Annotated in this window: 12 protein-coding genes and 1 tRNA gene; 11 read left to right on the top strand and 2 right to left on the bottom strand. The window is 73.2% G+C overall.

Annotation, left to right across the window (positions count from 1 at the left end; genetic code table 11):
* The first annotated feature begins 292 nt into the window (after positions 1–292).
* The 7 genes from pdhA to ACFV0O_RS39005 all read left to right on the top strand — a co-directional run bounded on the left by pdhA (position 293) and on the right by ACFV0O_RS39005 (position 8,032).
* Positions 293–1,450 (top strand): pyruvate dehydrogenase (acetyl-transferring) E1 component subunit alpha, encoded by a 1,158-nt coding sequence (gene pdhA, locus ACFV0O_RS39035; RefSeq protein ID WP_380349151.1) that lies wholly within the window; start codon positions 293–295, stop codon positions 1,448–1,450.
* 1 nt (position 1,451) lies between these two features.
* The gene (locus ACFV0O_RS39030) at positions 1,452–2,450 is read left to right on the top strand and encodes an alpha-ketoacid dehydrogenase subunit beta (protein WP_380349149.1); all 999 of its coding nucleotides are present in this window, start codon (positions 1,452–1,454) and stop codon (positions 2,448–2,450) included.
* Between the two features lie 11 nt (positions 2,451–2,461).
* Entirely contained in the window at positions 2,462–3,847 is a 1,386-nt protein-coding gene (locus ACFV0O_RS39025) for a dihydrolipoamide acetyltransferase family protein (protein WP_380349148.1), read from the top strand.
* Between the two features lie 51 nt (positions 3,848–3,898).
* Positions 3,899–4,915, top strand: coding sequence for an AvrD family protein (locus ACFV0O_RS39020; RefSeq protein WP_380349146.1), 1,017 nt, complete (start codon positions 3,899–3,901; stop codon positions 4,913–4,915).
* Positions 4,916–5,168: 253 nt separating this feature from the next.
* Positions 5,169–6,185 carry a beta-ketoacyl-ACP synthase III gene (locus ACFV0O_RS39015; protein ID WP_360261706.1) on the top strand — a complete coding sequence of 339 codons (1,017 nt, stop codon included), beginning with the start codon at positions 5,169–5,171 and terminating at the stop codon, positions 6,183–6,185.
* A gap of 143 nt (positions 6,186–6,328) precedes the next feature.
* On the top strand, positions 6,329–6,565 hold the full coding sequence (locus ACFV0O_RS39010; RefSeq protein WP_360261703.1) for a phosphopantetheine-binding protein: 237 nt from the start codon (positions 6,329–6,331) through the stop codon (positions 6,563–6,565).
* 60 nt (positions 6,566–6,625) lie between these two features.
* Complete coding sequence (locus tag ACFV0O_RS39005; protein ID WP_380349143.1) at positions 6,626–8,032, top strand: FAD-binding oxidoreductase; 1,407 nt, start codon at positions 6,626–6,628, stop codon at positions 8,030–8,032.
* 60 nt (positions 8,033–8,092) lie between these two features.
* On the opposite strand, the gene ACFV0O_RS39000 is transcribed toward ACFV0O_RS39005, so the two are convergent.
* Positions 8,093–8,177 (bottom strand) — tRNA-Leu (locus tag ACFV0O_RS39000).
* Positions 8,178–8,468: 291 nt separating this feature from the next.
* Between ACFV0O_RS39000 and ACFV0O_RS38995 the strand changes: the two genes are divergently transcribed.
* The 3 genes from ACFV0O_RS38995 (at position 8,469) to ACFV0O_RS38985 (ending at position 11,519) form a co-directional block, all read left to right on the top strand.
* Positions 8,469–9,800: a M20/M25/M40 family metallo-hydrolase gene (locus ACFV0O_RS38995; protein WP_189921032.1), complete on the top strand. Its 1,332-nt coding sequence runs from the start codon at positions 8,469–8,471 to the stop codon at positions 9,798–9,800.
* A gap of 247 nt (positions 9,801–10,047) precedes the next feature.
* Positions 10,048–10,293 carry a chaplin gene (locus ACFV0O_RS38990; protein ID WP_360261694.1) on the top strand — a complete coding sequence of 82 codons (246 nt, stop codon included), beginning with the start codon at positions 10,048–10,050 and terminating at the stop codon, positions 10,291–10,293.
* A gap of 395 nt (positions 10,294–10,688) precedes the next feature.
* Positions 10,689–11,519, top strand: a complete 831-nt coding sequence (locus ACFV0O_RS38985; protein WP_380349141.1) for a chaplin — start codon at positions 10,689–10,691, stop codon at positions 11,517–11,519.
* 190 nt (positions 11,520–11,709) lie between these two features.
* Here the strand turns inward: ACFV0O_RS38985 and ACFV0O_RS38980 are convergent, their stop codons facing one another.
* Positions 11,710–11,916 carry a DUF5703 family protein gene (locus ACFV0O_RS38980; RefSeq protein WP_360261758.1) on the bottom strand — a complete coding sequence of 69 codons (207 nt, stop codon included), beginning with the start codon at positions 11,914–11,916 and terminating at the stop codon, positions 11,710–11,712.
* Positions 11,917–12,282: 366 nt separating this feature from the next.
* Here ACFV0O_RS38980 and ACFV0O_RS38975 point away from each other — a divergent pair, with 366 nt between their 5' ends.
* Positions 12,283–12,888 carry a hypothetical protein gene (locus ACFV0O_RS38975; protein WP_380349139.1) on the top strand — a complete coding sequence of 202 codons (606 nt, stop codon included), beginning with the start codon at positions 12,283–12,285 and terminating at the stop codon, positions 12,886–12,888.
* Positions 12,889–13,081: the final 193 nt, after the last annotated feature.

Raw genomic sequence — 13,081 nt, 5'->3', positions numbered from 1 at the left:
CCGACGGCACGTTCCGGTCGGATGCCCGCGCCGCTTGCGTGACGGCGTGGGCGGCGGGCAGAGTTCTCCGTGCCTGGCCCGAACTCGCCTTGAGGAAAAGGGAGTTCGAACGCCGGGGAAAGGCGGGGCGAGACGCCCGCCGGGCGCCCCGAGCCGCGTCGCCGGCCGACACCGATCCGAGTCGGCCGTGCTCCCCGCTCCCGCTCCCGCTCCTGCACCCGCTCCCGCAACACCGTCGATCGCACCGGCGACACCCGCTCGCCGACACCCCGCCCAGAGGAAGGAGGTCGCCATGCCGCACGCGCACACGCCGGCCGAGGCCGTACAACTGCTGACCCCGGACGGCGAACGGAAGCACCACCCCGACTACCGGTTCGATCCGACGCCGGACCGTCTCCTCGGCCTCTACGAGGACATGGTCCGCGCCCGCCGGATCGACGCCGAGGGGGTGCTGCTCCAGCGCCAGGGCGAACTCGCCCTCTGGCCCTCGCTGTTGGGGCAGGAGGCCGCCCAGATCGGCTCCGCCCGGGCGCTCGACGACGAGGACCACGTCTTCCCCAGCTACCGAGACCACGGCGTGGCGCTCGCCCGGAACGTCGACCCCCTCGACCTCTTCGCACTGTTCCGGGGCACCACCAACGGCGGCTGGGACCCGCGGGAGCACAACGTCCACCTCTACACCCTCGTCATCGGCGCCCAGACGTTGCACGCCACTGGCTACGCGATGGGCGTCGCCAAGGACGGCGCGGAGTCCGCCGTCATCGTCTACTTCGGCGACGGCGCGACCAGCCAGGGCGACGTCAGCGAGGCCTTCAACTTCGCGGCCCTGAACGACGCCCCCGTCGTCTTCTTCTGCCAGAACAACCAGTGGGCCATCTCCGAACCCGCCGACAGGCAGAGCCGGGTGCCGATCCACCGGCGGGCCGCCGGTTTCGGTTTCCCCGGGATCCTGGTGGACGGCAACGACGTGCTGGCCTGCCTCGCCGTCACCCGGGAGGCCCTGCGGCGGGCCCGCAGCGGCGAGGGGCCGACGCTGATCGAGGCCTTCACCTACCGGATGGGCGCGCACACCACCTCCGACGACCCCACCCGCTACCGCGACGCCGAGGAGGTGCGCGCCTGGGAGCGGAAGGACCCGATCACCCGGCTGCGGACGTACCTGCTGGCCAACGGCTGGGCGGACGAGGAGTCCCTCGCACGGATCGACCGGGCGTGCGACGAAGCGGCCCGCTCCGTACGCGCGGCCGTGCGCTCGATGGCCGCGCCCCCGGCGGAGGCCATGTTCGCGCACGTCTACGCGGACGGCCACACCCTGGTGGCGGAGGAGGCCGCGCAGTTCGCCGCCCTCGCCGCCGGTTCGGCTCACACCGCCGGTTCGGCCGCCGCCGGTTCCGCCCCTGCGGCCGGTTCCGCCCACGTGGCCGGTTCCGCCTCCACGGAAGGGGCCTGAGATGGCAGTGCACCGGTATCCGGCCGAGGGGCCGGCCCGCACGGTCGCGCAGGCGATCAACTCGGCCCTGCGCGCCGCCCTGGAGGAGGACCCCCGGGTCCTGGTGACGGGCGAGGACGTCGGCCGGCTCGGCGGTGTCTTCCGGGTGACCGACGGCCTGCAGAAGGACTTCGGCGACGGCCGGGTGATCGACACCCCGCTGGCCGAGTCCGGCATCGTCGGCACGGCGATCGGCCTGGCGCTGCGCGGCTACCGCCCGGTGGTGGAGATCCAGTTCGACGGTTTCGTGTTCCCCGCCTTCGACCAGATCGTCACCCAGCTGGCGAAGCTGCACGCCCGCTCGAACGGCAGGCTCACCCTGCCGGTGGTCATCCGGATCCCGTACGGCGGCGGCATCGGCGCGGTCGAGCACCACAGCGAGTCCCCCGAGGCACTGTTCGCGCACGTCGGGGGAGTGAAGGTGGTCTCGCCCTCGAACCCGGCCGACGCGCACTGGATGCTCCGGCAGGCCATCGCCGGGAACGACCCGGTCGTCTACTTCGAGCCCAAGCGCCGCTACTACGACCGCGGTCCGGTGCCCCCCGCCGCCGAACTGCCCCTGCACGCGGCCCGGGTGGTCCGGCCGGGACGGGACCTGACGCTCCTCGGCTACGGGCCGACGGTCGCGACCTGCCTGGAGGCGGCCGCGGCCGCCGGGGAGGAGGGCGACAGCCTGGAGGTGATCGACCTGCGCTCGGTGTCCCCGATGGACTTCGACACGATCGAGGCCTCGGTGCGCCGCACCGGGCGGCTGGTCGTCGTGCACGAGGCACCGGTCTTCTTCGGCGCCGGCGCCGAGATCGCGGGCCGGATCACCGAGCGCTGCTTCCACCACCTGGAGGCCCCCGTCCTGCGGGTCGGCGGCTACCACATGCCGTACCCGCCCGCCTCCTTCGAGGACTCGTACCTGCCGGACGTCGACCGCGTCCTGGACACCGTCGACCGCGCCTTGGCGTACTGAGGAGAGGAACCGTGACCACGACCGCGCAACGCGTCCGCGACTTCCCCCTGCCCGACGTGGGCGAGGGGCTCGTGGACGCGGAGATCCTCGCCTGGCACGTGCGGCAGGGCGACCGGGTGACCGACGGCCAGGTCGTCTGCGAGGTGGAGACCGCCAAGGCCAGTGTCGAGCTGCCGATCCCGTACGACGGCGTGGTGCACCGGGTCCACGTCGAGGCCGGGACGACGGTCGCGGTGGGTGCCGTCATCATCTCGATCGACACCGGTGCGCAGGGCCCGGAGGCCCCGGCGCCCGAGCCGGCCGTGCCCGTCTCCTCCGCCGCCACTGCGTCCGACGTGCCCGCCGACGTGCCCGCCGACGTGCCCGCCGACGTGCCCGCCGAGGAGCCGGACGCGCAGCCCACCGCCCGGCAGCCGGTCCTGGTCGGCTACGGCGTGACCCCCGGGCGCTCCGGCCGCAGGCCCCGCCGGAACGGATCGGCGGCGCCCGCCCCGACCGCTGAGCGGCCTGCCGCCAAGCCGCCCGTCCGCAAGCTGGCCAAGGACCTCGGGGTGGACTTGGCCGCGGTCGTCCCCACGGGCGCCGGCGGCGTGGTGACCAGGTCGGACGTGCACGCGGCCCGCCAGGCGCCGGGCGTTCGGTCCGCCGCGCTCCCGGCCGCCGCGCCCCCGGTGGCGCCCGGCCCGTCCGGGGCCGAGGGCGAGATCCGGGTCCCGGTGAAGGGGGTGCGCCGGGCCACCGCCCGGGCGATGGTCGCCAGCGCCTTCACCGCCCCGCACGTCACCGAGTTCGTCACTGTCGACGTGACCCGCACCATGGCCCTGGTCCGGGACCTGAAGCAGGACCCGGAGCTGGCCGGTCTGCGGGTGAATCCGCTGCTGCTGGTGGCAAGGGCGTTCCTGCTCGCGGTCCGGCGCCATCCGGAGGTCAACGCCCGCTGGGACGAGGAGAACCAGGAGATCGTCCGCAAGGAGCGGGTCAACCTGGGCATCGCCGCCGCCACCGAGCGCGGTCTGATCGTCCCCAACATCAAGGACGCGGGCGCCCTGACCCTGCCCCGGCTCGCCCGTGCGCTGGGGGAGCTGGTCGCGACCGCCCGCGAGGGCAGGACCGCACCGGCCGCGCTGGCGGGGGGCACGGTCACCCTCACCAACATCGGCGTCTTCGGCGTGGACACCGGGACGCCGATCCTCAACCCGGGGGAGTCGGCGATCCTCGCCTTCGGCGCCGTCCGGGAGCGGCCCTGGGTCCACAAGGGCGAGGTGGTGCCCCGGCAGGTGACCACCCTGGCGCTCTCCTTCGACCACCGGCTGGTCGACGGCGAGCTGGGGTCGAGGGTGCTGGCCGACACCGCAGCCGTCCTGGAACACCCGAAGCGCCTGCTCACCTGGGCCTAGCCGCATCGGGCCCCGCCACTTCCGGGTCCCGCCGACTCTCCGAGGGAAGCCATGACTGACACCGCAGCGCCGATCCGCCCCCGTCGCGTCACCGTCGACGACTACCTGGGCCCGGGAGAGAAACGTTTCTTTGGTGAGGGGTACAAGCGCGCCCGCCAGCGGCTGAGCGACATCCGGGTCGGCGTCGGCCGGGACGGCACCGCCTCCGTCCGCGCGCTCGCCTCCGTCAGCTACCCGGACGACTGGTCGAAGAAGGGCCGGCACAACCAGCGCCCGCACCTCAGCAGCATCGACGTGCTGCTGCTCGCCGGCGAAGCCGCCGAGCTGTACCTCGCCCACGTCCTGGGCCTGGACCCCGAGCAGCGCGGCACCGCGCGGCTGCGCCGGGTGCGGATGAAGGCCGGCACCAGCCCCGTCGAGGAGGAGCTCGACGAGTTCCCGGTGGAGGCGACCGTCACCGAACTCCCCGGCGTCGGCCGCGGTCCCCGGCAGCGGGTGTCCGCCGTCGACTGCAGGGTCGGCGCCCTGCGGGTGCGTCTGGAGATCGAGCACCCGGCCGGCACCGCCCACACCGGACCCGGCTCGTACACCGACCCCGACGAGCTGCTCGGCAGCGCGGCGCTGCGCCCGTACGGGACGGCCCACCGGTCCAAGTACCAGGTGATCGAAGGCCTCTCGGTCGACTTCGCGGCGAACTCGGCCGCCGCCACGGTCAGTTCCCGGTTCCGGACGGGCGAGGACCGCCCGGTGCGGGGACTGGAGAGCTACAGCCACCGGGCGACCTCGATCCTGGACGTCTTCGTCGCCGCCATCCAGCTCGGCCAGATCCTGCTCTACGAGATCGACGGCGTACCGCGCTCGGAGAGCAACACCCTGTGGATGCGGCAGACCGTGCTCGACATCGCAGACCCGCACCGGCCGGTGACCACACCGGAACGGCTCTCCGTACACCTCGACGGGACCGAACTGCTCACCTCGCGCGACGGCGAGACCTGGCGGCTGGTCGACATCGTCGGCGGCTTCCGGCACATGTCGGTCCGCTGCTCGGCCGCCCACCGGCTGCCATGACCGCGCACCGGCCGCCCACCGGCTGCCATGACCGCGCACCGGCTGCCATGACCGCGCACCGGCCGCCCACCGGCTGCCATGACCGCGCACCGGCTGCCATGACCGCGCACCGGCCGCAGTGACCGACCGCCCGCTGCCGTGACCGCTCCGCCCCCGGCACCCGCCCCGCGAACGCACACCGTGGAAAGGACATCGTGGAAAGGACCCAGACCATGACCGATCGACTCCGCCGCGCCACCCCCGGAGGCCGGTTGTGAGCCGGGCCGCCGTCCTCGCGGGCCTCGGCGCCATGGTGCCCGAGCGGGCCGTGGACAACGAGGAGATCTCCCGGATCGTCGACACCGACGACGAGTGGATCCGGACCAGGACGGGCATCGGCCGCCGCTACTGGGCCGACCCCGGCACCGCCACCGGCGACCTCGCGGCGGTCGCCGGCCGACGGGCGCTGGAGTCCGCCGGCGTCGACACCGTCGACCAGGTGATCCTGGCCACCAGCACGCCGAACCGTCCGATGCCCGCCACCGCCCCGGAGGTCGCCAGCGCGCTGGGTCTCGACGGGGTGCCCGGCTTCGACCTGTCCGCCGCCTGCGCCGGGTTCGTCTACGGCCTCCAGTCCGCCGCCGGCGCGATCGCGGCCGGATTCGCCGAACGCGTCCTGGTGATCGGCGCGGACATCTGGTCGACCCGGCTGGACCCGGAGGACCGCGCCACCGCCATCATCTTCGGCGACGGCGCCGGTGCGGCCGTCCTGCGCGCCGGGGACGCCGCCGAGCCGGGCGCCCTGCTCGGCTTCGACCTCGGCAGCGACGGTGCCAACCGGGACCTCGCGTTCCTGCCCGCCGGCGGATCCCGGCAGCGCTCCGAGCGGGCCCCGCTGCGCGACGCGGACAACTACCTCGCCATGCGCGGCAAGGAGATCTTCACGCACGCGGTCGAGCGGATGGCGGGCTCCTCGGAGGCGCTGCTGGACTCGGTCGGCTGGACCGCCGCGGACGTCGACCGGTTCGTCGGCCACCAGGCGAACGTCCGCATCCTGCACACCGTGGCCGACGTGATGACGGTGCCGCGGGAGCGGGTGGTGGTGCACCTCGACAAGGTCGGGAACACCTCGGCCGCCTCGATCCCCCTCGCGCTCACCGACGCCGCCGCCGAGGGCCGGCTGACGCCGGGCCAGAAGGTCCTGCTGACCTCCTTCGGCGGCGGACTGAGCTGGGGTTCGACGGCCCTCAGCTGGCCCGACATCAAGGTGTCCGGCATCGAGACCGCCTGATCCCGGCGCCCCGCTCGTTCCCGGTCCGCCCCGTGCCCCGCCCGGGGCGTCCCGGGTACCCCGTGCACCCGGAGCGACCTGTACGACCCGTGCGACCCGTGCGACCCGTGCAACCCCGTGCAACCCGTGTGAAAGGACAGACGATGGACCGCATCACCGAGCGCATCCTGACCATCCTGCAGGACAAGTTCTCCCTCGACGGCGAACTCACCGCCACGACCGCCTTCTCCGACCTCGACCTCGACTCCCTCGTGCTGCTGGAGCTGTCGGTGATCCTGGAGCGCGAGTTCGGCGCCCGCATCCCCGAGGACGAGATGGCCGAGGCGGGCAGCGTGGCCGGCCTGGCCGCCCTGATCTCCGCCCGGACCGCCGCGGTCTGACGCCCGCCGCCGCACTCCCTTCCCGCGACCGCCACCCCCTCCGACCCACAGGAGTCACCGATGACGCTGAAGAACCGCTCGGGACAGCCCGTCGACCAGGACCGCATCGACGCCCTCCGCGCCGCGGTCCGCGGCGAGGTGCTCGCCCAGGACGACGAGGGGTACGCCCGGGCGAGGCTGGTGTGGAACGGCTACTTCAACCGCCGCCCGGGCCTGATCGTGCGCTGCGCGGGCGCCGCCGACGTGGCCGACGCGGTCCGCTTCGCCACCGAGAACGACGTGCTGCTCGCCGTGCGCAGCGGCGGGCACAGCTACCCCGGGCACTCGACCATCGACGACGGCCTGGTCGTCGACCTGAGCCGGTTGAAGGGCATCCGGGTCGACCTGCAGCGCGGCGTCGCGATCTGCGAGCCCGGCCTGCTGCTGGCCGAACTCGACGACGAGACCTACCGGTTCGGGCTCGCCGTCACCGGCGGCCAGGTGTCGCACACCGGCATCGCCGGGCTGACGCTCGGCGGCGGGATCGGCTGGCTGTGCCGCGCCCGGGGGCTCACCGTGGACAACCTGGTCGCGGCGGACGTCGTCCTGGCCGACGGCGAGGTGCGGCGGGCGAGCGCGGAGGACGACGCCGACCTGTTCTGGGCGATCCGCGGCGGCGGCGGCAACTTCGGCATCGTCACCTCCTTCGAGTACCGGCTGCACCCGCAGGGCGCCTGCCGCACCGGCGTCGTGGCCTACCGCGCCGCCGACCACGCGGCGGTGGCCCGCGGCCTGTCCGCGTTCGCCGCCACCGCGCCGGACCGGCTGGGCCTGGCCGCCGGGTTCTTCGACCTGGAGGACGGTTCGACGGGCATCGCCGTCCGCTACGTCGACACCGCACCGGCCGGGGACACGGACGCGCTGGTCGACGCCCTGGCCGGGTTCGGCCCCGAGCCGGTGCTGCGGACCGCCGAGACCCTGCCGTACCCGGAGGTGCAGCAGCTCGCCGACGCCGACATGGCCCACCACCGCCGCTACTACACCCGGTCGTTCATGGTCGACACGGTGACCGAGGAGGCCCTCGCCGCCCTGGCCGAGGGGTACCGGTCCCGGACGTCGGAGCTGTCCCAGATCGGCCTGATGCTGCTCGGCGGCCAGGTCGCCCGGGTCGCCCCGGAGGCCACCGCCTACCCGCACCGCGCCCCCGGGTTCCTGGTCACCCTGCTCGGCGGCTGGACCGAGGAGCGGGACGACCGGGCCAACACCGACTGGTGCCGCTCGGTCTACGACACCCTGCAGGAGTTCACCTCGGGCGGCGTCTACGTCAACGAGCTGGTCGACGAGGGCGAGCGCCGCATCCTCTCCGCCTACGGCGAGGGCCACTACCGGCGGCTGTCCGAACTGAAGGCGAAGTACGACCCCGACAACGTCTTCCGGGTCAACCAGAACATCAAGCCCGCCGAGCCCGCCGGGCCGACCGGGCCCTGAAAGGAGCCGACCGGGCCCTGAAACGAAAAGAACCCCAGACGAATCTGGGGTTCCTGCCGGTGTCCGAGGGGGGACTTGAACCCCCACGCCCGATAAAGGGCACTAGCACCTCAAGCTAGCGCGTCTGCCATTCCGCCACCCGGACTGGGTGTCGCCCTCGCGGCTTCCGATCTCTCGTCCGTCGCGCTGACAGATGTAACTGTAGCAAAGATCGGCTTGGGCTCCCAAAACGGTTCCCGGCCGGGGTGCGGAGCGGGTGGCGGGAGCAAGGGGCGGCGTGTGGCGGGGGCGTGACCAGGGGGTTTCGAGGACGTGCGGGGGGTGGATCCGGCCCGGGGGCTGGGGGAGGATGGACGGACGTGCTCGTACGGCCCGGGTGCAGGTCCCGGGGGTGGCGCGCTGGTGCGTCGGTGCGGGCCAGAGACGAGGAGTGACCGTGAGCGAGCGGAGCGAGTCGGCGGCGCCGAAGGTGACGGCTGAGTCGGAAGTCGCCGGGATCTGTCGCGATCTGATCCGGATCGACACCAGCAACTACGGGGACGGCTCCGGTCCGGGCGAGCGCAAGGCGGCCGAGTACGTGGCCGAGCAGCTCGCCGAGTTCGGGCTGGAGCCGCAGATCTTCGAGTCGGCCAAGGGCCGCGCCTCGACGGTCGTCCGGATCGAGGGCGAGGACCGCTCCCGCCCGGGCCTGCTGATCCACGGCCACACCGACGTGGTGCCGGCCAACGCGGCGGACTGGACGTACGACCCGTTCGGCGGCGAGATCGCCGACGGCTGCGTCTGGGGCCGCGGCGCGGTCGACATGAAGGACATGGACGCGATGACCCTGGCGGTCGTCCGCGACCGGCTGCGCACCGGTCGCAAGCCCCCGCGCGACATCGTGCTGGCCTTCCTCGCCGACGAGGAGGCGGGCGGCACCTACGGGGCGCGCTACCTGGTGGACAAGCACCCGGGGCTGTTCGAGGGCGTGACCGAGGCGATCGGCGAGGTCGGCGGCTTCTCCTTCACGGTCAACGACCAGGTCCGCCTCTACCTGGTGGAGACGGCCGAGAAGGGCATGCACTGGATGCGCCTGACGGTCGAGGGCCGGGCCGGCCACGGCTCGATGGAGAACGACGACAACGCGATCACCGAGCTGTGCGAGGCGGTCGCCCGGCTCGGCCGGCACCAGTTCCCGCTGCGGATCACCAAGACCGTCCGGGCCTTCCTGGACGAGCTGTCGGACGCGCTCGGGGTCGAGCTGGACCCGGAGAACATGGACGAGACGCTGCGCGTCCTCGGCGGCATCGCCAAGATGATCGGCACCACGCTGCGCAACACCGCCCAGCCGACCATGCTCGGCGCCGGGTACAAGGTGAACGTGATCCCCGGGCAGGCCACCGCGCACGTGGACGGGCGCTTCCTGCCCGGCTACGAGGAGGAGTTCCTGGCCGAGCTGGACAGCGTCCTCGGTCCGCGCGTGAAGCGCGAGAGCCTGCACTCGGACAAGGCGATCGAGACCGGTTTCGACGGGGCGCTGGTCGAGGCGATGCAGACCGCGCTGCGGGCCGAGGACCCGATCGCCCGGGCGGTGCCGTACTGCCTGTCGGGCGGGACGGACGCCAAGTCCTTCCAGGACCTGGGGATCCGCTGCTTCGGCTTCGCGCCGCTGCAGCTGCCGCCGGAGCTGGACTTCGCCGGGATGTTCCACGGCGTGGACGAGCGGGTGCCGGTGGACGGCCTGAAGTTCGGCGTCCGGGTGCTGGACCGCTTCATCGACGCCTGCTGATCAGACGACTGGGTCGGCCCGCTCCCGAGGTGTCGGGGGCGGGCCGACCGCATTGTCGGAGCGAATGATTGTGGGACGGGTCGAGGGAGATCGACAGAAACGATTCTTCCCTGAAATCTGGGCCGACTATGTGTGCGAGACCTCACCGTTGCGGGTGAATGGGAAATCTGTTCCGTACCCCGTTTGCCGCAGCGTCGTTCACCCCTGTGCAGCCCGCCGAACGGGTTGCGTTGTCCGTACAGGAGGAATGATGAAGGTCAAGAAGATCGCCGCTGTCGCCGCCGCCACCGGTGGCCTGGTGCTCGCCGCCGCCGGTGTCGCGTCCGCTCACGGCGGTGCGGGTGCCGAGGGTGTGGCCGCCGGTTCCCCGGGTGTCGTCTCCGGCAACCAGATCCAGATCCCGGTGCACGTCCCGGTGAACGCCTGCGGCAACACCGTCAGCGTGATCGGCGTGCTGAACCCGGCGTTCGGCAACCACTGCGCCAACGTCTGAGTCGACCCTCCGGGCCGCCGAGGCCCGTCGAGAGGACCGGACCCGGCCCCCGGGCGGCGGACGCGCCGCCCGGGGGCCTTCGCGTGCGTCGGCCGGCCGGCCGCACGGCCGACGGCTCCGGGCGGGCGTACGGCGGCCCCGGGCGCGTGCGGGGTGACCCCGGGGTGCGTGCAGGACGAACCCGAATACATGCCCGGCGGGCCCGGATACATACCCGCCGACACGATCGCTCGATCGGGTGAAGAAGCCGCGTTCGGCCCAACCTCCCCGTTCGCCTCTCGTTAACTCCTGTGCAGCCGAAGACTTTGCGTGATTTACGGATATATCAAAATTCCGACTTTCATAAGGTTCATGTCAAGGTCGACTACGTCGTCTCGAAAACGTCAGGGGAAAACATGAGGAATGTAGCCAAGAAGGGGATCCTCACGGCCGTGGCCACCGGCAGTGTGCTGGCCTCGACCGCCGGCTACGCCTACGCGGGCGCCGAGGCGCAGGGAGGTGCGGTCGGATCACCCGGCGTCGCCTCGGGCAACTCGGTGCAGGTGCCGGTCGAGGTGCCGATCAACGCCTGCGGCAACACGGTCGACGTGATCGGTGTGCTGAACCCGGCGTTCGGCAACCACTGCGCCAGCGTCAGCGGCGGCCGGCACGCGGCGCCCCAGGCCGGCCAGGCCGGTCAGTCCGGCCACGGCGGCCAGGGCGGTACCGCGAGTTCCGGCACCGGCGGGAGCCGGGGCACCACCACCGCGGGTTCCTCCGCCTCCGGCACCGCCGCGGGCTCGCCCGGCGTCGCCTCCGGCAACAGCATCCAGGCCCCGGTCCACGTCCCGGTCAACGCCTGCGGCAACTCCGTGGACGTCGTCGGCGTCGCCAACCCGGCCTTCGGCAACGACTGCGCCAACGTCGCGAAGCCCGCCCCGAAGCCCGCCCCGAAGCCGAGCGACGACTGCCCGGAGACCAGTCACCCGACCCCGCCGCACACCGGTGGCGAGACCGTCCCGGGCATCCCGCGCACCGGTGGCCCGTCCACCACGACCCCGGCCGGCGCTCCGAGCATCCAGGCCGTCCCGGTCGCCGACCGCACGCCGGCCGCGCCGGCCACCCCCGCCACGGCCCAGCTGGCCTCCACCGGTGCCGGTGGTGTCGAGCTGCTCGGTGCGGCCGGGCTCGCCCTGCTGCTCGGCGGCGGCGTCCTCTACCGCCGCGCCCGCGCCGGGGCCCGCTGACCCGGTAGGCCGCGGACCCGCGCGTCCTCACCCGCGGCGGCGCGCAGCCGCGCCGGGAACGACGCGCCCGCGGTGGGAACGGCACACCCCCGGTGGGAAACGACACACCCGCGGCTGCCCGACGATCGGGCGGCCGCGGGTGTCCGAGGATCTCGGGTGGACCCCCGCTCCGGACGGGACGACCCGCCCGTCACCAGCTCCGGACCTGGCGGATGATCCTCCGCTTGAGCCGGACCGTCCGGCTGCCGTCGGGGAACAGCCTCAGCCGGTCGAGCTCCCAGTGCCCGTACTCGGCGTGCTCGGTGAGCAGTTGGCGTGCCGCATTGCGCGTGGTGCCGCGCGGCATGCGCAGCGACTGGTACTCGTACTCCGGCTGCCGGACCGGCTTGCGTGGGATCAAAACGCTCCTCCTGGGGATCACCTGCCGGCAAGCCTACGGCCTGCCCCGGACAGTCGGCCCGGGTATTTCCGGCCGTCCTCCCGTGTGGAAGCGGCGGCCCGGGGGCTCCCGGCCCGGGCGGTCGACTGACAGTGCATCAGTCCTGTTGCTGCTGTGGAGGGGATACCCCGATCCCGGCGCGCGAAGCGGTCCCCGGACGGCCCCGCCGGCCCCGTCGCGCGCCCTCTGCGCCGGTCCCGCGCCGGTGCCGCAGGGGGACGTACGTGTGCAGATCGGACATCAGGGGGGAAGTTGCGGTGAAATCGCGGGTGTAGGTGACAACCGCTGTGCGTACCGACACCGCGGGGAGATAGCGTCTGCACCATGTCTGATGCCGCGCAGCCCACCATTGCCGAGGTACGCGCCGCCGCTGAGGCGGTCAAGGCCGCCATCGACCGTCATCTGGAAGCGGTGTCAAGCCCCAACGCAGCCGATGATCCCGCCGTGTCCGCCGCCTACGAGCAGCTCGCGACGGCGGCCATCGCCTACGACCAGCTCCTGTACGAGGCCTACGACGAGGTCACGCCCTTCGAGATCCCCGGGGACGAGGGGCCCGGCGGGTACCACGGCCCCGAACAGCCCGAGGCGATCAGCGTGTTGATCCGCCGCGACTACCACGTCGTCGACTCCAAGCGGTTGCGCGCCCAGGCCGAACGGCTGGACGAGTCGCTGACCCCGGGCGGCGCCGGCGCGGGCGGGGTGAACGCCGCGATCGGCGTGCTGTTCGGCGAGTACGAGCCGGACGAGATCGCGGCCCGCAGCGAGGAGTTCGGCCTGGAGGAGGCGGACTCGACGCTCTGGGTCGCGGCGGCGGAGTCGACGGAGCCCGGGGAGTGGCTGCCGGAGCCCTTCGAACACGCCGATCCGCAGCTGCTGATCTGCCGGTTCGACGTGAGCGAGGTCTACGACGACGAGGACCCGGACGACTGAGGGCGTCCGGGACGGGCGACTCCCGGGCGCCCTCAGTCGTCCGGGCGCCGGACGCCCGGGACGCACGACGTCCGGGACGTACACGACGGGCGGGCCCCATGACCCCGGGGCCCGCCCGTCGTGCACGTCCCGGGGGGGGGGGGGGGGACGGGCGCGGGGGGGCGCGAGGGCTCGGTGGTGATCGGGGGGGGCG

It is taken from the genome of Kitasatospora sp. NPDC059577, from assembly GCF_042735475.1.
In the GTDB taxonomy this organism is placed as follows: Bacteria; Actinomycetota; Actinomycetes; order Streptomycetales; family Streptomycetaceae; genus Kitasatospora.
The sequence above is the reverse complement of the archived record's forward strand: the minus strand, read 5'-3'. Positions and strand labels throughout refer to the sequence as shown.

Bases quoted from the DNA above. Each gene is read 5' to 3' on its own strand.
- ACFV0O_RS38975 (WP_380349139.1), top strand. From the start codon at position 12,283: ATGTCTGATGCCGCGCAGCCCACCATTGCCGAGGTACGCGCCGCCGCT.
- ACFV0O_RS38990 (WP_360261694.1), top strand. From the start codon at position 10,048: ATGATGAAGGTCAAGAAGATCGCCGCTGTCGCCGCCGCCACCGGTGGC.
- ACFV0O_RS39005 (WP_380349143.1), top strand. From the start codon at position 6,626: ATGACGCTGAAGAACCGCTCGGGACAGCCCGTCGACCAGGACCGCATC.
- ACFV0O_RS39020 (WP_380349146.1), top strand. From the start codon at position 3,899: ATGACTGACACCGCAGCGCCGATCCGCCCCCGTCGCGTCACCGTCGAC.
- ACFV0O_RS39010 (WP_360261703.1), top strand. From the start codon at position 6,329: ATGGACCGCATCACCGAGCGCATCCTGACCATCCTGCAGGACAAGTTC.
- ACFV0O_RS38985 (WP_380349141.1), top strand. From the start codon at position 10,689: ATGAGGAATGTAGCCAAGAAGGGGATCCTCACGGCCGTGGCCACCGGC.
- pdhA (WP_380349151.1), top strand. From the start codon at position 293: ATGCCGCACGCGCACACGCCGGCCGAGGCCGTACAACTGCTGACCCCG.
- ACFV0O_RS39030 (WP_380349149.1), top strand. From the start codon at position 1,452: ATGGCAGTGCACCGGTATCCGGCCGAGGGGCCGGCCCGCACGGTCGCG.